This is a genomic window from Pseudomonas sp. A34-9 (assembly GCF_029543085.1).
GTDB lineage: Bacteria > Pseudomonadota > Gammaproteobacteria > Pseudomonadales > Pseudomonadaceae > Aquipseudomonas.
In genome coordinates, this window is sequence record NZ_CP119967.1 from 1,374,405 (window position 1) to 1,391,909 (window position 17,505).

The 17,505-nt window shown below is 57.3% G+C and carries 17 protein-coding genes and 1 pseudogene; 15 read left to right on the forward strand and 3 right to left on the reverse strand.

The genetic code is table 11. The annotated features are described in order from the left end of the window. Window position 1 precedes the first annotated feature (1 nt). The 11 genes from P3G59_RS05955 (at window position 2) to P3G59_RS06005 (ending at window position 9,784) form a co-directional block, all read left to right on the forward strand. Entirely contained in the window at window positions 2-430 is a 429-nt protein-coding gene (locus tag P3G59_RS05955) for a phage tail assembly chaperone (RefSeq protein ID WP_277762117.1), read from the forward strand. A gap of 103 nt (window positions 431-533) precedes the next feature. Continuing rightward, complete coding sequence (locus tag P3G59_RS05960) at window positions 534-1,700, forward strand: phage tail sheath family protein (RefSeq protein ID WP_277760822.1); 1,167 nt, start codon at window positions 534-536, stop codon at window positions 1,698-1,700. A 12-nt stretch (window positions 1,701-1,712) separates the two neighbouring features. Next, complete coding sequence (locus tag P3G59_RS05965; protein WP_103368783.1) at window positions 1,713-2,216, forward strand: phage major tail tube protein; 504 nt, start codon at window positions 1,713-1,715, stop codon at window positions 2,214-2,216. An 11-nt stretch (window positions 2,217-2,227) separates the two neighbouring features. Beyond that, window positions 2,228-2,542 carry a phage tail assembly protein gene (locus P3G59_RS05970; RefSeq protein ID WP_277760823.1) on the forward strand — a complete coding sequence of 105 codons (315 nt, stop codon included), beginning with the start codon at window positions 2,228-2,230 and terminating at the stop codon, window positions 2,540-2,542. A 155-nt stretch (window positions 2,543-2,697) separates the two neighbouring features. Continuing rightward, window positions 2,698-5,145, forward strand: a complete 2,448-nt coding sequence (locus tag P3G59_RS05975; protein WP_277760824.1) for a phage tail tape measure protein — start codon at window positions 2,698-2,700, stop codon at window positions 5,143-5,145. A gap of 9 nt (window positions 5,146-5,154) precedes the next feature. Further along, the gene (locus P3G59_RS05980) at window positions 5,155-6,000 is read left to right on the forward strand and encodes a phage tail protein (RefSeq protein ID WP_277760825.1); all 846 of its coding nucleotides are present in this window, start codon (window positions 5,155-5,157) and stop codon (window positions 5,998-6,000) included. Further along, complete coding sequence (locus P3G59_RS05985; protein ID WP_277760826.1) at window positions 5,975-6,181, forward strand: tail protein X; 207 nt, start codon at window positions 5,975-5,977, stop codon at window positions 6,179-6,181. The genes P3G59_RS05980 and P3G59_RS05985 overlap by 26 nt, the downstream gene beginning before the upstream one ends. Before the next feature lie 489 nt (window positions 6,182-6,670). Then, window positions 6,671-7,717 (forward strand): contractile injection system protein, VgrG/Pvc8 family, encoded by a 1,047-nt coding sequence (locus tag P3G59_RS05990; protein WP_277760827.1) that lies wholly within the window; start codon window positions 6,671-6,673, stop codon window positions 7,715-7,717. 34 nt (window positions 7,718-7,751) lie between these two features. After that, a complete protein-coding gene (locus P3G59_RS05995) occupies window positions 7,752-8,315 on the forward strand; it encodes a glycoside hydrolase family 19 protein (protein WP_277760828.1) in 564 nt (187 codons plus the stop codon). Then, window positions 8,297-8,839 carry a lysis system i-spanin subunit Rz gene (locus P3G59_RS06000; protein WP_277760829.1) on the forward strand — a complete coding sequence of 181 codons (543 nt, stop codon included), beginning with the start codon at window positions 8,297-8,299 and terminating at the stop codon, window positions 8,837-8,839. Before P3G59_RS05995 ends, P3G59_RS06000 begins: the two co-directional genes overlap by 19 nt. Window positions 8,840-8,989: 150 nt before the next feature. Beyond that, entirely contained in the window at window positions 8,990-9,784 is a 795-nt protein-coding gene (locus P3G59_RS06005) for a DNA adenine methylase (RefSeq protein WP_277760830.1), read from the forward strand. 16 nt (window positions 9,785-9,800) lie between these two features. Here the strand turns inward: P3G59_RS06005 and P3G59_RS29450 are convergent. After that, window positions 9,801-9,884, reverse strand: a pseudogene (locus tag P3G59_RS29450) (DUF159 family protein); the annotation flags it as partial. A 256-nt stretch (window positions 9,885-10,140) separates the two neighbouring features. Continuing rightward, entirely contained in the window at window positions 10,141-11,379 is a 1,239-nt protein-coding gene (locus P3G59_RS06010) for a hydroxymethylglutaryl-CoA reductase (protein ID WP_277760831.1), read from the reverse strand. An 807-nt stretch (window positions 11,380-12,186) separates the two neighbouring features. Here P3G59_RS06010 and P3G59_RS06015 point away from each other — a divergent pair. Beyond that, a complete protein-coding gene (locus P3G59_RS06015; RefSeq protein WP_277760832.1) occupies window positions 12,187-13,587 on the forward strand; it encodes a YbhB/YbcL family Raf kinase inhibitor-like protein in 1,401 nt (466 codons plus the stop codon). Window positions 13,588-13,602: 15 nt separating this feature from the next. After that, a complete protein-coding gene (locus P3G59_RS06020; protein WP_277760833.1) occupies window positions 13,603-14,415 on the forward strand; it encodes an AraC family transcriptional regulator in 813 nt (270 codons plus the stop codon). A gap of 423 nt (window positions 14,416-14,838) precedes the next feature. Here the strand turns inward: P3G59_RS06020 and P3G59_RS06025 are convergent, their stop codons facing one another. Then, window positions 14,839-15,069, reverse strand: a complete 231-nt coding sequence (locus P3G59_RS06025) for a hypothetical protein (RefSeq protein ID WP_277760834.1) — start codon at window positions 15,067-15,069, stop codon at window positions 14,839-14,841. Window positions 15,070-15,593: 524 nt separating this feature from the next. Between P3G59_RS06025 and P3G59_RS06030 the strand changes: the two genes are divergently transcribed. Together P3G59_RS06030 and P3G59_RS06035 are read left to right on the forward strand one after the other, a co-directional pair. Next, on the forward strand, window positions 15,594-16,328 hold the full coding sequence (locus P3G59_RS06030) for an XRE family transcriptional regulator (RefSeq protein WP_123374600.1): 735 nt from the start codon (window positions 15,594-15,596) through the stop codon (window positions 16,326-16,328). A gap of 527 nt (window positions 16,329-16,855) precedes the next feature. Then, a complete protein-coding gene (locus P3G59_RS06035) occupies window positions 16,856-17,431 on the forward strand; it encodes a DUF642 domain-containing protein (RefSeq protein WP_277760835.1) in 576 nt (191 codons plus the stop codon). Window positions 17,432-17,505: the final 74 nt, after the last annotated feature.

The following is a 17,505-nucleotide window of genomic DNA, read 5'->3' on the forward strand; positions in this document are numbered from 1 at the left end:
CATGATTTTTTTTAGTGCATCTGAGCGTGGCTTTTACGACGACGCCATTAACGGCAACATGCCAGATGATGGCGTTGAGGTTTCCGATCAGCGCCGTCGCGAAATTCTGGCTGGTCAATCTGCCGGGATGGTCGTCGCTGCTGACGAGTTCGGCGGCCCCATCCTTGTCGATCGGCCGCCGCCTAGCGCTGAGGCACTGGCCGCCGCTGAGCGTGTTTGGCGTGATCGGCAATTGGCGGCTACTGACCCTCTGGTTTCACGCCATCGCGACGAGGTCGAGGAAGGCAGGGCGACTTCGATCATGCCTGAGCAATACATCGAGCTTCAGGCTTACCGCCGGCAGTTGCGCGACTGGCCGCAAGGCGGCGGATTTCCGCTGTCGGATCACCGTCCTGTCGCGCCTCTTTGGCTGGCTGAGCAAGAGCAATAAACGCCCCGCACTGACGGGGCGTTTTCTTTTCCGTTACGCGTAACACGAACACTCTCACAGCCTCGCTTATGCGGGGCTTTTTCGTTTCTGGAGAACGAGCCTTATGAGTTTCTTTCACGGCGTCACGACCACCGCGGTCGATACTGGCGCACGCACTATCTCGCTTCCGTCCTCGTCGATCATCGGCCTGTGCGACACCTTCAGCCCCGGCTTGGTGGGTGGCGGTACGGCCAAGGCCGGCGAGCTGAAGCTGATCACCACCGAGCGTGAAGCCATTGCAGCGTTCGGCGCCGATTCAGCGATCACTAAGGCCTGCCAGGCGATTTATGCCAAGGCCAAGGCGGTGATCGTCGCCATCGGTGTGCCGAAGATGGACGACCCGGCGCTGCAGACCTCGGCCATTATCGGCGGTGTTTTGGAGTCTGGTCAGCGTACCGGCCTGCAGGCGCTGCTCGATGGCAAGAGCCTGTTCAATGCCCAGCCGCGATTGCTGATCGCCCCCGGCCATTCCGCAACCAAAGCGGTGGCCACGGCCATGGACGGCCTGGCCCAGAAGCTTCGCGCCATTGGCATCATCGACGGGCCATGCACCACCGACGAGGCCGCCATGGCGTACGCGAAAAACTTCGGAAGTCGCAACCTGTTCATGGTCGATCCTGGTGTGCAGTTCTGGGACACCGGCGAAAGCAAGACGGTGGACGCGCCTGGTTCTGCGTGGACGGCCGGCCTGTTTGCCTGGACGGATGCCACCTACGGTTTCTGGGCCTCGCCTTCGAACAAGGAACTCACCGGCATCACCGGGACCACCCGTGCCGTCGAGTATCTGGACGGCGATGAAACCTGTCGGGCCAACCTGCTGAACAACGCGAACATCACCACGATCATTCGCGACGATGGATACCGCCTCTGGGGTAACCGCACGCTATCCAGCGATCCGAAGTGGGCATTCGTCACCCGCGTGCGCACGCTGTTCATTCTGATGGACGCGGTGCAGGCCGGGCACAAATGGGCGGTCGACCGCTCGATCACCAAGACCTACGTCAAGGACGTCACCGACGGCTTGGAAGCATTCATGCGCGACCTGAAAAATCAGGGTGCGGTGATCAACTTCGAGGTGTACGCCGATCAGGAGCTGAACACGGCCAGCCAGATCGAGCAGGGCAAGGTGTATTGGCGGATCCGCTTCACCGACGTGCCGCCGGCCGAGAACCCGAATTTCCTTTTCGAAGTCACCAACGAGTGGATGACCGAAGTGCTTGAAGCCGCCTAAGGAGGCCACCTGATGATTCCTGAAGTTCTGTCCAACTGCGCCGGGTTTATCGACGGCGTGAGTTTTGCCGGCGAGATGCCGAGCCTGACCCTGCCCAAGGTCGTGCTGAAAACCGAAACCTACCGGGGCGGCGGCATGGCCGGCGAGATCGAGATCCCGACCGGTGTCGAGAAACTCGAAGCCGGATTCACCACTAATGGTGTGCGCCGCGAGGCGCTGAAATGGTTCGGCCTGTCCGACCGCACCGCGTGTACGGCGGTGTTTCGAGCCACGTTCAAAGGCCTCAAGGGCAAGGTCACTCCGGTCATCGTGACCATGCGCGGCGGCCTCAAAGAGGTCGACATGGGCGACTGGAAGGCCGGTGAAAAAGCCGAAAGCAAACACAACATGGCGTTGACCTACTACAAGCTCGAAGTCGGTGGCCGGTTGATCTACGAGATCGACATGGTCGGCATGGTGCTGGTGGTCGACGGCGTTGATCAACTGGCAGAAGAACGTTCGGCCCTGGGCCTTTAAGGACATACGCAATGACTCAAGCAGTTCAAGTTACACCCGAACCGTCGCTCCCTAAGTGGATGGAACTGACCGAGGAAGGGTTTCGTATAAGCCTCAAATATCCGACTGAACTCAATGGTGTGCAGGTCGACCGCCTGACTATGCGTGCACCTTGCGTGCGGGATGTGCGGGCCGCGCAAGCGGCCTCCAACGGTGATGCCGAGCAGCGGGAACTGTCGCTGTTTTCCTCGCTGACCCAAACCTCCGAGGCGGATCTGGTGGGGCTCAAGATGGTGGATTACATGCGCTTGCAGGCCGGCTACTTTCGTCTGGTCACGGACGACTAAGTGCGACGGTTCTACGTTGAAGATCCTGGCCAAGCGTATGGCCAAAGAAACCGGGTTCTCGGCAGCCGAGATCCTGGCCATGTCCTTCAACGAACTGGTGTGGTGGCTCTCCGATTGAGCCACCGCTTAACCAACCTTGCGCATAAGGTCCGCACATGGCGAAGAACCTCGCACTCGGCTTTGTCATTGGCGGCGCCGTCGATCCGACGGTAGGCAAAGCGTTCAAGGACGTCGAAAGCAAGATCAAACATTTGGACACCGTGGGCAGCAAGGCCCGCGTGTTGCAGAACACCATCGGCGACACCATGCGTCTGCGCGATGAATGGCGCAAGGCGCACACCACCGGCGCCGCCGGCGCGGACAAACTGCTGAGCAAGTACGAAAAGAACCTCGAACTGCTGAAGAAACAAGGCGTTGAGGTGGGCAGGTTGAGCAAGGCTTACGCCACGATGGGACGCGTGGCTGCCGGTGCCGAATTGAAGGCACTCGGTCATCGACAGATCGAGGAGGGCAGAGCAGGACTGAAAGGCACCCTTGGTCAAGCAGGGGCGCTGACCGCAGCAGCTGCCATCCCGACCAAGGTCAGTGCGGACTATGGCGCGATCATCCGGGACATTGCGATCAAGGCCAACATTGCCAACACGCCGGAAGAGGCGCAACTGTCCAAGACTGTGATCGACACGTCACGCGATACAGGCATGGCGCGTAATCAGGTGGCCGAAGTCGTCAACGCCCTGGTCGGCGCCGGTATGGAGTTGGACAAGGCGCTGTCCTATGCACCGACCGCAGCGAAATTTGCGGTGGGCCAAGGATCGGAAGGCACTGAAACGGCGAAGATGATCAACGCCTTGGGTCAGAACGCCAAGATCACTGACCCCAAAGTGATGCAGCAGGCGCTGGAGGCCATCGCCTACCAGGGCCAGGCGGGCAGTTTTGAAGCGGTCGACATGGCCAAGTGGTTTCCTGAGTTGCTGGCCGGCATGGGCAAACTGGGTATCACCGGCATGGATTCGGTGACGCAGCTGGGCGCGATGTTGCAGGTGCAAATGAAAACGGCCGGTGGTTCGGACGAAGCGGCCAACAACCTCAAAAACTGGATGGAGAAAATCGGCTCCGGAGAAACGGTCAAGGCCTACCAGAAGGCCGGGATCGACTATAAGGGGTCGATGCAGACCGGTTTGCAGAATGGCAAATCCACACTGGAATCCAGTTTTGCCCTGGCCCAGAAGTACATCGAAGCGACTGATCCGAAGCGTGCCGCCGAGATGGCCAAGGCCACAGCCGCGATCAGCAAAGAGGCTGATCCCGAGAAAGCCAAAGCCATGATGAAGTCTCTGGAAGAGGCTTTGCGTACCGGTGACCTGTTCGCTGATATGCAGGTCAAGGCAGCCTTGACCGCGTACATGCAGAACAAGGATCTGTACAACCAGCTGAAAAAGGATTCCGCCGGGGCGACCGGGATCCTCGACAAGAACCTGGCCGAGCGCCGGCAAACCTCGGCGCAAAAATGGTCCGAGATGGCCCAGTCAATGGACGATGCCATGCGCAGCATCGGCGATGCGATCCGGCCGGTCACCGATTCCGTAGCCGACGGCATCAACAACGTCAGTCGCAAACTGGCGGGCCTCTCCGACGAATTTCCCCGTGTGGTGGTCGGCATCGGAACGGCCGTGGCAGCGCTGGTCGCATTGGGTGGTGTGGTTCATACCTACAAGATCGGCAAGGGGCTGATGAATCTCGGGCGCGGCACCTTGATGGGTAACCCGAACATCCCGCAAAAAGTGATCGTCACCAATCTGCCAGGTACTGGCGGTGGGCTGAGTGGGGGTGATCTTGATGCCAGCGGCGAGGGCAAGAAAGGCAAAGGCGGTAAAGGCGGCGGGAGAGGAGGTGGTGGTCGTGGTGCCAAGATTGTTGGCGGCATGAAAGGTCCAGCGCTGCTGGCGGTGGTCGATGCTGGTTTTAAAGCCTACGACACCTATGAAAATGCCGAGACCCAGGATGAAAAGGCGGAAGGCTACGGACAAGCGGCCGGCGGTTTGGCAGGTACCCTGGCCGGCGCGGCTGCGGGAGCCGCCATCGGCTCGGCAGTGCCCATTATTGGCAACATCGTCGGCGGCCTGATTGGCGGCTATCTCGGTTACATGGGCGGCGATGCGCTCGGTGGAGTCATGGGTAAAAAGCTGTTCGGCGCTGATGAATCGCTGAAAAAAGTACCGGATGCCGGGCCGTTGATGATGGCCGATGCCGGGAAAAACCTGTCGCCAGTGATGGGCGACATTGCTCGGTCATTCGGACCGAAGCCTGCCTCTGGCCCTCTGGCACCTGCAGCAATGGGCGATGTGGCCAGGTCGTTGGCCGCACCTGCCAGTGCACCAGTTCCACCGGCTCTTCTGGCTGCACCCGTCCCGGTGGCAAAAGCCGAGTCGCCGAAAATCGAGCAGCAGGTCCAAATCTCGGCGCCACTGCACATCACCGTGCAGGGCGATGCCAAGGATCCGGCGCAAATGGCGCGTGAGCTGCAGCCCTTCATCGCTCAGCAGATGCAGCAGGCCACGCAGCAGTTGCAGAACCGCAAGCTGTATGACGAACCGCACGTGTAAGGAGGGCCAATGGCCTACATGGAACAGCTGCAGTCGGGTCTGAAAAATCTGGCTGCAGCGGGGGAGACTGGACGACGTAGCCTCGACGGCATGATGGGACCGGTCAACGGTGCCATCAGCGAGATCAGCGGCGCGGCCTCGGAGCTGGAAGGTATTCCAATCGTGGGGCCGGCGGTCGGGGCAAAGCTGCAGCGTGTCATGCGCAGCGTCAACGCCGCGCAGGTCAAGGTCGGCCAGGTGGTGGCCACCTACAACAAGGCCACCCGCGCCGTGTCGCAGATCGATGAGCGGATGGGCGAACTCAAGGAACAGGCAGCGCGGGCGTCCACCGCGATCAACAAGATCGCCGGCAAGGTCAGTCCATCACTAGGGAACATTCTGCCGACCGGATCACTGGCGGGTGACGCGACACCGATGCCGGAAGCGGTGAAGCCGTTTCCGCACCTGTTAATCGTACAGCCGCTGGATCCCAAGGCGGTCCCGTATTACTTCAACCTGGACACCGCCGCCTTCGACGAGCTGCGACGCTCGACGGAATACCGCTGGGCATCGCAGGAGCGCCTGACTCGCCGACCGGCGCAACAAGCGGTGGGCATCGGTGAGGAAAAAATCACCCTCAAGGGCGCGATTTTTCCAGGCTTCAAGGGTGGGATCAAACAGCTGGACACCCTGCGCAGTCTCGGTGCCCAGCTCCTGCCTCTGACCCTGACCACCGGCTATGGCGATGTGCTCGGCACCTGGTGCTTGAAGAACGTCGAAGAAGAACAGACCGCGCTGCTGCAGGGCGGCATCCCGCGCAAGCAGGCATTTACTTTGGAGTTCACTCGTTATGGCGATGACATGCAGAACGTCTGACGGGGATTTGCTGGATACCCTGTGCTATCACGCCTATGGGCATCTGGACGGCACCGTCGAGGCGGTACTGGATGCCAATCAGGGGCTGGCCGACGAGCCGCAACCTTACCGCGCCGGCATCGTGATCGAGCTGCCGGATCTGGCTGCACCGAGTAACGGCGACGTGATGCTGTGGGGCTGAAGCCTTCATAGGCGCAGTGATGTCAGTTTGCCGTAGATTCTGAGCGTCGATAGACTCGCCCTTTTTTGGAAGGTATGAGAGACCCCTTATGGAAAGATCGACAGAGTTAAGGAAAGTAAAGCGGAGCCTTTGGGGGGAACTCAATTACCGATTGAACTGGATAATATTCGGCACCATTGGCGCAATCCTCTTGTGTTTTATTCCGGTTCTAGGCTGGCTCTTGGCTTTGGGAGCGGTAGTCGCGATCCTTTGGAAAACCTTCGGGTTTCGGGAGACCTTTTTGGAGGGTAACTGCCCCGCCTGCACCAAAACGCTTCCGGTTGACCCGAAGATAGATGTGTTTGCCTGCCCGGTGTGCGGTAGCTGCATGGCCGTGAGGGGCGAGAATCTCGTCCTAATCAAAATCGACTGATCTGCAACGCTCTTTTGCTTGCAGAACATGCAATCAACTCAGCCCGCCTTGTGCGGGCTTTTTTATGGACAGCACAAATGACCCCAGCCTTTCGCGTATTGGCCGACGGCGCCGACATCACAGCGCTGATCAACGACCGGCTGTTGCAGCTGAAGACCACCGACAAGCCCGGCATGGAATCTGACGAGTTCGAATTGCGCATTGACGACCGTGACGGAGCGGTGCTGCTGCCCTCGCGTGGGGCCAGCATCGAGATCTTTCTCGGTTACATCGAAACGTCGCTGACCCGTATTGGCCGTTATGTCGTCGACGAGATCGAGCTGTCCGGTCCACCGGATACGTTGGTGATCACCGGTAAGGCCAGCGACATGCGCGGCAGCGGCAAAACCACCCGCAGCGGCAGTTGGGAGAACGTGCCACTGTCACGGATCGTCACCGATGTTGCCGCACGCAATGGCTGGCAGGCGGTCTGCCCGGTGCAGACCAAGGTGCCGCGTGCCGATCAACTCAACGAGTCGGACTTCAATTTCATCACGCGCTTAGCCAAGCAATACGACTGCACGGCCAAGGTGGCTGACGGCAAGCTGCTGGTGATGCCGCGCCAGGGTGGGGAAAGTGCTTCGGGCAAGTCTCTCGGTGTTGTGCTGATCCAACGGCGTGGCGTGAGTCGCTTCCAGTTTAGGCTCGGTGATCGCAACACGCACAAGGCGGTATCGACCAAGCACCAGGACAAGAAGACCGGAAAGCTCGCAGTGGTCACCCTGGATAACGACGAATCACCCGACGGATTGCCGCCAGTGCATACCGACCGCCACATCTACCCGAACAAGTCCGCCGCCGAAGCGGCAGCCCAGGCACGTCTCACTGCGTTCAACCGCTCCACTGCCGGCGTCCGGCTGGAAATGACAGGACGTACCGATCTGTTTGCCGAACGATCGATCAACGCTCAAGGCTTCAAGGTCGGCCTCGATGGCGAGTACCTGGTCGACTCTGTGGAGCAGGTGTTTACCCAGTCCGGCTGGAGCACAACGGTCGAGTGCAACGGCGGTAAGAAGGGTAAGGCGAAAGCCAAAGGCAAGAAGAAAAAAGCGCCGAAGGATCTGAAGGTCGTTCAGCTCAACTAATAGCGTCGCATCCCCACACATCAAGGAGCCATCGATGTCACTGACAGAACAGCAACTGCAACGCATCATGCCCAACGCCCGCCGCCAAGCGGGCGTTTTTGTATCTGCACTCAATGCTGCCATGGCGCACCGACAGATCAACACGCCGAAACGCCAAGCTGCGTTTCTGGCCCAAATCGGACACGAGTCCGGTCAGCTGCAGTACGTTCGGGAGCTGGGCGGCGATCAATACCTGAGCAAATACGACACCGGTGCCCTGGCCGCAAAACTGGGCAACACCCCGGCAGCGGACGGCGATGGCCAGCGTTATCGCGGTCGCGGGCTGATTCAAGTGACTGGCCACGACAACTATCTGCGCTGCAGCCTGGCACTGTTCGGTGACGAGCGCTTGCTGCGGACTCCTGAGCTGCTGGAATTGCCGCAATGGGCTGCTGAATCGGCGGCATGGTTCTGGTCGGTGAATGGGTTGAACGCGCTCGCGGATCAAAACGAATTCAATGCGATCACCCGCCGGATCAACGGTGGTCTCAATGGCCTGCAGGATCGTCTGGAGCTGTGGGGACGGGCGAAGGAGGTTTTATGCGTCTCGGCGACCTGATACCTGCGCCTTATCGGCTGCTTGGCAAGATGGCGCTGCTGGTTGCCTTGGTCGGCATATCCGCCGCTATTACCTGGCAGGTGCAGGACTGGCGCTACGGTAGTCGCCTCAGCGAGCAGTCCCGGCAGCACACCGAAACCCTCAATCAGTTGGCACAGGCCACGGCCGCGCAACAGCGTGCTGAGCAGGACAAGCGCCTAGCGCTCGAGCAGCGTCTGGCAGCCAGCGAACAAACCCATTACCGAGCCTTGAGCGATGTCCAACGTGATCAAGGTCGCCTTCGCGACCGCCTTGCCACTGCTGATCTGCGCCTGTCAGTCCTACTCGACGCCACCAGCGGCGCCGGCAACGGATCGGTGTCAGTCTCCACCGCCACCGGCGGCGTGGTTCATGGTCCCACAAGAGCCGAACTTGACCCAGCGCATGCTCAACGAATTATCGGCGTCACCGATGACGGCGACCGGGGGCTGATTGCCCTCGCGGCCTGTCAGGCATACGCCAAAGAAGTCTCAACACCGAAGTGAAAAAGAGCGGCCGGTCCGGATGCGTCAACATCCGGATCAGCCGCCGTCCCTGCAGATGGTCCCTGCAAGTCCAGCCAAGGCTCTTGCTCCGTGCACGAAGCGCGGCGAGCCTAGCATCTGTTTATCCATACAGTAAAGGTCTTGCTCTCAATGTCTACACCCATCATCCCTTGGATGGGCGGCAAACGCCGCCTTGCCGACCGCCTGATTCCGCTTTTTCCGCCACACGAATGCTACGTTGAAGTCTTTGCCGGCGGTGCCGCGCTTTACTTCATGAAGCCCCAGCCATCGCCCGTCGAAGTCCTCAACGACATCAACGGCGACCTGGTCACGCTTTACCGCGTCGTGCAGAACCACCTCGAAGAGTTCGTGCGCCAATTCAAATGGGCGCTCAGCTCACGGCAGGTGTTCGAATGGCAGAAAATGACCCGCCCCGAAACCCTCACCGACATCCAGCGCGCCGCCCGATTCTTCTACTTGCAGCACCACGCCTTCGCCGGCAAGGTCTCGGGCCAGACGTTCGGTACGGCGACGACTGCCCCGGCCATCAACCTGCTGCGCATCGAGGAAAACCTTTCAGCTGCGTGGCAGCGCCTGTCCGGCACCTACGTCGAAAACCTCCCCTGGCTTGAATGCGCTGAACGCTACGACCGCGCCCATACCTTCCATTACATGGATCCCCCTTACTGGCAGACCGCCGGGTATGGCGTGGACTTTCCGTTCGAGAACTACGAGCGGATGGCCGACTTCATGCGCCGCTGCAAAGGCAAAGTAATGGTCAGCATCAACGACCACCCGGACATCCGCCGTGTGTTCGAGGGCTTCCACTTTGAGACACTGGACATTCGCTACAGCAACACCAACCAGCGGCAAGGCAAGGCCGAGGTGAGTGGCGAGTTGGTGATCGTGAACTGGGAACCGTCCTCTTTTGGAGGGCTCTTTTAATTACTAACGCCGTCCACCCCACAGCCCGGTCAACCTTGAACCACTCGAACGCTTCGGTCGGCTCTCCCTAATGCAGTACTATTTGTTCGGCGCGTTCCTTTTGAATGGAAGCTACTTCACTGGAACGCACCTCAAGGTCTCCCCATGCACCTGACAGGGGGCACCCATGTAGGGATGCAGAGAGACCTTGCGCAAGATGCCAAAGCTACAGACGGCATTTGCAAGGATTGGGCAACCATTCGTCTGTGGTTGGGCGATTGCAACAGTGAGCTGATGGCAGATCACCTTGAGAAGATTGGCAAGGCATGGCGTGCGTATCTGGCCATCGGGCTTGCACCGTCAGTATGAGACCATACTCAGGTTCGTGGTCGGTTTCTACCAAGACGCTCATGCGCGTTGGCAAATTCGTCCGCTGCAAGGGCTGAAAGTGTTGACAGCTCCAAGGCTAGGCAGAAACCGGCGATGACTTCGGCAAAGGCCGCCGACTTTCCTGGACCTGCACACCCCATCAACTGTAGGCATTCATGTTGCTGCGGCAATCCAGTCCCCCCCCCAACGGTGCCTATGAGCAGGCTGGGCAGGATCAGCGCGGCATAGATAGAGTCATCTTCATTCAGTTCGACAAATAACTGACCTATAGATGATTCGTGAACACTGGCGATATCTTGACCGGTTGCCGTGAAGATCGCGGCCACCGCATTTGCCACGTTTATGTTCATACCCACCATTCCTGCCGATAAAGCGCCGGAAGCGAGGTGTCGATATCCACGGGCCAGCTGAGGTGACGTGACTTTGAGGAACCGGCGCACCATCGATGAAGGTAGCAGGCAGTCTGCAACTACACGACTACCACGACCTTGAATGTAAGACTGATAAGTTACCTTCTTGTCACTCGAAAAATTGGCTTCAATCACATACGCGGTTGGATGGATATCGTGTTTTTCGGCAATTTTTTTTTGTAACCATTGCACGGCGTTCCAGGTGCAAGTGGTAGTCATGTTCTGGCCGGCGGCATCGCCTGTTTCGTAGACAAACTGTACGTGTACAGTTCTCCCACTCACCTGTGGCTCAATGCTGCACAACACGGCATGTCGCGAAGAACTTTCCGCCAACGATTTCAACTCAACGAAACTCTCTTTGACGATGCGCGTGAACAGCAGCGCCTCTGTCATCGTCTTGAATTCGAACAGAGGTGCTCGAATCATTCGTTTTCCAAGGAAGGCCGCGTTGACACCACCGGCCATGGAGATAACCTTCGCACCTCTGGCAATCGAGGCGATCAGCGCGCCTTCGGACGTCGCCAGTGGTGCATAGTAAAGACCGCGTGCATTCTGGCCGTTAACTATCAACGGACCGGCCACGCCAAGTGGAATTTCGACCGATCCCACCAAAGACTCACAATTGTTACGGACCTGATCGGCACTGAACCCCATTCGCGCCACTTCAGTCAGTGTGATTCCTGTTCTCTCGAATAAATAGTCGATTCGCCGCTGCCTGGCTTCCTCCGTATAGAGACCGCCGCCGGGTACTCTCTCTGTAACTTTGATTATCGACTTGTTGGGTCTGGATTCCTCGAAGTACTCTTCCTCTGACATAATCAATCTCCATTGCTAACTAAACCCATATCAGAACACCAAATCGTTCAGCAATGCTCTAGCTCGGATTGCCAAGCAGGAGAGTCGATCTGAAGGCGTACTAAAGTATTGTTCAATCATTCAGAAAAAGAAGGATAGCTTCTGAAAATCGGTGAGCCAGGTTGGCCGTTGGGCTTTTTAGATTAATAAGCAATAAGCATTGTCTTGAATCGACGCTTAAGGGATGCCTCACTTCTTATTATTATTATTCGCGGAGGGAGTACTGGTTCGGGCGCGGTAGTAATTGACAGGCTATGCACCTCTTTGGATAGCGACGAAGGGTTGGGTGGACTTATGGCCGGCTGTAATCGGTCAGGAATGACCGTTCCGGGGTACACGAAAAATATCAAACAACAGCTTGCCCATGAGCGAAACTCCTTCTTAACTGCAAGCAGGCCCAGGCCGTTGTCTGAGATGCACGAAATCATGGCGGCGCCTGGACGTTGAGAAAAGCTTTCAGTATGGTGATCGAGAAAACCGTGCGGGAATTGGAGGGGGCGCATGACAACCACGGTCGTCGATGCTCTTGTCCGCGTGCTCAGTCCTAGCTTCAGTTCTCGCTTTTCTTCATCGTATCTATTTTTGGGCAGCACCACAGAAAATTGAAAATAAAGCACGTTAAGACAACTCGCTCACTCGCTATGAAAATTCAACAGTCGATGGGACTACATTGAACGTTTGGCAACAATTCATGAGCGAGTGAAAATAGTTTCCACGTCATTTCAAAATGAGAATGTGACATCGCTAATGTTCAAACAGGATATTCACATGAATCTTAAGTCTCTGATCGTACCGATGGCCGCATTGTGGATGGCAACAGCACAAGCCGCCGATTTCAAAGTCGTTAGCAAAAGCCAGGTTAATGGCAGTTTTCCATTGGCGCAGTATGCGAACGCGATGGGTTGCACTGGGGATAATCTGTCCCCTCATGTCGCTTGGCAAGATGCGCCAGAAGGTACGAAGAGCTTCGTCGTGACGATGTATGACCCTGACGCACTATGGTGGCACTGGGTAGTGGCCAATATTCCAGCCCGCGTCACGGAACTAAAAGAAGGTGCGGGTAGCGAGGGCGGAATAATGCCTCAAGGCGCTTTGGCAGTGCGTGGTGACAACGGTATGCCTGGCTATGCTGGCCTCTGTCCGCCAGCGGGTCAAACGCACAACTACGTTATCACCGTGCATGCCCTGAAGGTGGAGAAGCTCGATCTGCCCCCGCACGTTACGCCCGCCATGCTTGGCTTCATGACTTTGGATACTGGTCTGGGCAAGGCAACCCTCACTATCAAAGGCGGCCCCCAACCGACGGCCGGTTTAACCAAGCAGCAAGCGACTGGTGCGATGCTCAGTACCGAGAGAAAACAAGTTCCCGGCAGTACGCGCCAATATACCCAAGTGGAGATCGACAACTCCTACGCCGCGCCTGACTGGTTTCCCGATGAACATCCATCGATGCCAAAACTGGTGAGCCACGGTGATGGTGGCAAGGTTCAGGCTTGCGCCTCTTGCCATTTGACTTCGGGCTTGGGGCACCCCGAATCGGGCAATCTGGCCGGCTTGCCACAGAGTTATCTGGTGCGGCAATTGGCTGAGTACAAGAGCCGTACCCGCTTCGAGCCCAGTCCTATGCACGTGATGGCCTCCGCCATGAGCGAGCAGCACATGCAGGAAGTGAGCGCCTATTTTTCATCGCTCAAGCCCGTGCGTTCCTCCCGCGTGGAAGAAGCTGACACGGTGCCGAAAACGGCCATCCATCCGAGCCTTCGTATGCGCCAGGTAGTACCTAACGGAGGGGTGGAACCGATCAACGGTAGGTTGATTGAAGTACCTGAATTTCCAGAGCGGGTCGAGATGCGCGACCCCAATGCAGGTTTTGTAGCTTATGTGCCGCGTGGCAGCATCGCCTTGGGGAAGACGCTGGTGAGCGAAGGCAGTGGGCGCACTATTCCCTGCATGGCATGTCATGGCGCGCAACTCAATGGCACTGCTGAGGTGCCAAGGCTGGCTGGTCTTTCACCAGACTATGTATTGCGGCAGTTGCAGGCATACAAGAGTGGCGACCGGCACGGTGCACAAGCACCGCAAATGAAGCCTGCGGTCGAAAATCTCACCGACGCCGACATGATCGGCATCTCGGCCTATCTTGGCACGTTGGACCCTAACCTCAAGTAATTGGAAGAATCGTCAATGGAGCCACGCATCGCCATTCGCCAAGGCGTGGGCATCACTGCCCGAATCGTCCAGCAGCAAGAATTGGAGTTCAAACGGCTGTTCGTCGAGCAACCCGTGTTGATCGTAGTTGAGCAGGGCATTAAGGCACTACGTTGGTCGAGCGGAGAATGCCTTATCCGCTCTGGCGAGGCGATTGCCATCGCTGGTGGTCAGTCTGTCGATATCAGCAACCGGCTGCCCGAAGATGGAAGCTACTGCGCCCGCTGGCTTGTCTGGGACAGTACGTTGATCGCTGCGTATTCTCAAATGCATCCGCAGCAAACCGTGATCCGCCATGCGATGCCGATAACATACAGTTCGGCAGAGTTTTCGACGGCGTACCAGCGGGCGTTGCAGGCGGTCGAGGACGCCACCATTCCACTGGACATCGCTCGCCACCGAATTTGCGAGTTGCTGCTGTGGATTGGCATGAGCGGTGGGCGGTTCGAGCAAACTCGAACACTGACTCTCTCCGTCAAGATCCGGCGTCTTGTCGGCCAGGACTTGGCACGCGAGTGGAGCGCGCCAGATATCGCATCGGAGTTTGCAATGAGCGAAGCCACACTGCGCCGGAAACTGGCCGATGAAGGCACAACTTTGACCGAAATTCTGGTCGATGCGCGCATGTCGTTCGCTTTGAAGCTATTGCAATCAACTGCTCTGCCAGTGAGTCAAGTTGCGCTAGATGTAGGCTATCAGACGCCTTCTCAGTTTGCCGTGCGCTTTCGGCACCGCTTCGGTTTCACGCCCACCGCTGTTCGGCGAAGGGTCTTGAATGCTTCTAGTTGAGCTCAACCCTTGTTTCACGCCAACACCGAGTTGACTCACGTGTCAGCGTAAAACTGACCCACCTCTAATTCAACACAAACGGCCATAAGCGGATGCAGTGAAACGTCAGCTTCGGCCGTTGTCAGATCCAACAGCGGGAGCAGAGTGTTCACAATGATATTTAGGGCAAATTTAGGGCAGTTCTAGAGCCGCAATAGACCGCAGGACGTCGAGAGGTCGAGCGGAAGGGCTTATTTTTGATGGCCTTAAGCGGCCTATAGCGACGACAGAAGGGTTCGAATCCCTATACAAACAAGCAGTAGCGGCAATTGCTCCAATAGGCAGGTCTTGGCGGGCCATCCTTGAAGGGATCTCCGTTGACGCATTTAAGGCCCAAGACCAGGTCAATACGCCCGACGCGATTGAACGTAATCGGCGTCCTATCTATCGAGGCGCACTAAACTGCCTAAGTCGCATGATCGCGTCACTGATCGCTTGCGCATTTCGATCAAGCGTTTCCAAGGCCGCAACGGCGTTATCGGCAACAGTGTCTGCGCCAGTCCCTGAGATCCAATGGGTGATTTCTTCGATTGCCGCACCGAGAGCATGCTGGTTATGCAGGAGCAACGTCAGAGCATCTGCTGTGACGATATTGAAATCCGAGAGATCTGGCATGGTGTTCGTCCTTGAAGTCGATGCGTGGCTGAATCTGCCCATCATTCTGCATGATCCTAATCCAAGGCGAGCGACACCGGTTCGCACATTGCACATTTGCCACTTCGAAAGGTCCGGCCATAGGCCTTTTGGGATGGGGCAAAAATGGGGCAAACCGTACGCCATTTCATGCCATTCAATGCCAAGCATGCGTTTGCGCATGTAATGGTGAAATGCGCTAATCCTTAACAAACACTCGGGGTTGGGGCATAACGACCAAAGTACTCCAGCACAATCGGGGTGTGGGAGGACAGGTCGGAGACGGCTTTATTCATCGGATTGTCAGGCAACTCGTTAAAAGATGTAGGGCAAAAGCGGGGCATCAGCCGGGCTTTTCCGCGATGGGCGCAAGGTTACCATGGGCAGTCTGCCGGACGCAGGCATCGCAGCCGGGTGACGGGTTTCTTCATCGAAAAGTGTGTTTATGCATGATTTATGCAAATCAGCATTTGTCTTCGCGAATAACTTCAAGCACTATGCGCGTTATGCAAAAACGCAACGTAGCCTCCGTCTTAAGAGCACTGCTCGACCAGCACGGGATCTCCCCCACGGAGCTCCACCGTCGCACCGGCGTGCCTCAATCCACTCTCTCGCGGATTCTCAGCGGGAAGATCGTCGATCCTTCGGATAAACACATCTCGAAGATCGCCGAGTACTTCGCCGTGAGCACCGATCAATTGCGCGGGCGCGCGGATGTCGCACCGTCGGCCGGTGCCGTGCGTGATGATGTACACGCGGAACTCAAGGACATAATGCTGTGGGACGACGATACGCCTGTCGATGATGACGAAGTGTCGGTGCCGTTCCTTCGCGAGGTTGAATTGGCAGCAGGATCAGGAAGATTCGTCATCGAAGAGAGCGAACGCTCTAGCCTGCGCTTCGGCAAGCGTAGCCTGCGCCATAACGGTGTGCAGTTCGACCAGGCCAAATGTGTCACTGTACGTGGCAACAGCATGTTGCCGGTGCTGCGTGATGGCGCCACCGTCGGCGTCAACGCCGGCAAGTGTGGTATCGGCGACATCATTGATGGCGACCTGTACGCGATCAATCACAATGGCCAATTGCGCGTGAAGCAGCTCTATCGCTTGCCTACCGGCATTCGTCTACGCAGCTTCAATCGCGATGAGCATCCGGACGAGGACTACAGCTTCCAGGAAATCCAGGAAGAACAGATTGTCATCCTCGGTCATGTCTTCTGGTGGGGCATGTACGCCCGCTAATCCGACCCTCTTCAGAAAAACCCGTCCATTGGCGGGTTTTTTTTCGCCTTGATGAAACCGCCAAACCCTTGAACTGCGGGCCTTCCATGCATTCGCGCATTTCTCGCGCATAAATAAATGCATTTACGCATTGACTGGATATGCATACATGCATATTCTTGCCACCAAGCCGCTCGACAAAGCGGCTGGCAAGAAAGCTCTTTAGTTCCACAAGAACAGGCAGCGATGAACCGGCCTCAACGGTTCAGAGGGTTGGCAACTGACCCGGGTGTGCAGCGTAAAGCACCAGAAGCAGTTATCCGGCGGGCAGGGACCGCGGTCGGAAAAACAATTTGAATGGACTCGTACCGCGCCAGTAGCGCCGAACAGTCAGCTTCCTTCTTGAACACAGGATTTGAAGGAAGGCGAAGGAGCGCATTACTGAAAAGCCCGGGGTGCAAGCGCCGGGCTTTTTGGAATGCCTGCCTTGTTCGCAATAAGCCCTGAGGCATTACCCATCAATCCTTTCACGGAAGAGAAACCCGAATATGTTTAAGAAATATCTTGCTCCGTTCCTGGCCAGCGCAATGTTGCTCGGTGCAGGCACGAATGTGCTGGCGGCCAACCTGTTGGTCAACGGCAGTTTTGAACAGTCGACCTGCGGTGGTGGCTGCATTCTGGACACCCCCGCCAAAACCAATGCAATCACCGGTTGGACGACCTTTCTGTCCGGTGCCGAGTACTTCAACATGCCAAATGCAATTGGTGGCTCCGTCGCAGCCGACGGCGTGATGATCGTGGATCTGGCCAATTATGTTTATGGCAATGGCGGCGGGATTCAACAGAACTTCGCCACGACCATCGGTGCGAAGTACCGACTTACCTTCAGCGCAGGCAATTCGCGGTTTGCCAGCCGCTCCGGTGACGGTGTCATCCAGGTCAAAGTGGCCGGGCAAACGTCGACGTTCAATACGCCGACGGCTAAAGGTGTTGCCGTGGAGTGGAGCACGATCACTTACGAATTCACCGCAATCACAGCGCAGACAACGCTCGCGTTTCTCAACGAGCAAAACCCGAACGCCAACTTTGCCTTTATCGATAACGTCATTGTTGAACGCCTGTAGCGCCCAAAACCGGGGAGCTGCGTTGGTTGGCTTCTCACACTTCTTTTATTCATCCGCACTCCCAGGAGGCGTGA

Excerpts from the sequence above, each read along its gene's own strand:
- P3G59_RS06035 (WP_277760835.1), top strand. The coding sequence starts at position 16,856 with ATGTTTAAGAAATATCTTGCTCCGTTCCTGGCCAGCGCAATGTTGCTC.
- P3G59_RS06030 (WP_123374600.1), top strand. The coding sequence starts at position 15,594 with ATGCAAAAACGCAACGTAGCCTCCGTCTTAAGAGCACTGCTCGACCAG.
- P3G59_RS06000 (WP_277760829.1), top strand. The coding sequence starts at position 8,297 with ATGCGTCTCGGCGACCTGATACCTGCGCCTTATCGGCTGCTTGGCAAG.
- P3G59_RS05970 (WP_277760823.1), top strand. The coding sequence starts at position 2,228 with ATGACTCAAGCAGTTCAAGTTACACCCGAACCGTCGCTCCCTAAGTGG.
- P3G59_RS06020 (WP_277760833.1), top strand. The coding sequence starts at position 13,603 with ATGGAGCCACGCATCGCCATTCGCCAAGGCGTGGGCATCACTGCCCGA.
- P3G59_RS05955 (WP_277762117.1), top strand. The coding sequence starts at position 2 with ATGATTTTTTTTAGTGCATCTGAGCGTGGCTTTTACGACGACGCCATT.
- P3G59_RS05960 (WP_277760822.1), top strand. The coding sequence starts at position 534 with ATGAGTTTCTTTCACGGCGTCACGACCACCGCGGTCGATACTGGCGCA.
- P3G59_RS06025 (WP_277760834.1), bottom strand. The coding sequence starts at position 15,069 with ATGCCAGATCTCTCGGATTTCAATATCGTCACAGCAGATGCTCTGACG.
- P3G59_RS05995 (WP_277760828.1), top strand. The coding sequence starts at position 7,752 with ATGTCACTGACAGAACAGCAACTGCAACGCATCATGCCCAACGCCCGC.
- P3G59_RS06015 (WP_277760832.1), top strand. The coding sequence starts at position 12,187 with ATGAATCTTAAGTCTCTGATCGTACCGATGGCCGCATTGTGGATGGCA.
- P3G59_RS06010 (WP_277760831.1), bottom strand. The coding sequence starts at position 11,379 with ATGTCAGAGGAAGAGTACTTCGAGGAATCCAGACCCAACAAGTCGATA.
- P3G59_RS05975 (WP_277760824.1), top strand. The coding sequence starts at position 2,698 with ATGGCGAAGAACCTCGCACTCGGCTTTGTCATTGGCGGCGCCGTCGAT.
- P3G59_RS05980 (WP_277760825.1), top strand. The coding sequence starts at position 5,155 with ATGGCCTACATGGAACAGCTGCAGTCGGGTCTGAAAAATCTGGCTGCA.
- P3G59_RS06005 (WP_277760830.1), top strand. The coding sequence starts at position 8,990 with ATGTCTACACCCATCATCCCTTGGATGGGCGGCAAACGCCGCCTTGCC.
- P3G59_RS05985 (WP_277760826.1), top strand. The coding sequence starts at position 5,975 with ATGGCGATGACATGCAGAACGTCTGACGGGGATTTGCTGGATACCCTG.
- P3G59_RS05990 (WP_277760827.1), top strand. The coding sequence starts at position 6,671 with ATGACCCCAGCCTTTCGCGTATTGGCCGACGGCGCCGACATCACAGCG.
- P3G59_RS05965 (WP_103368783.1), top strand. The coding sequence starts at position 1,713 with ATGATTCCTGAAGTTCTGTCCAACTGCGCCGGGTTTATCGACGGCGTG.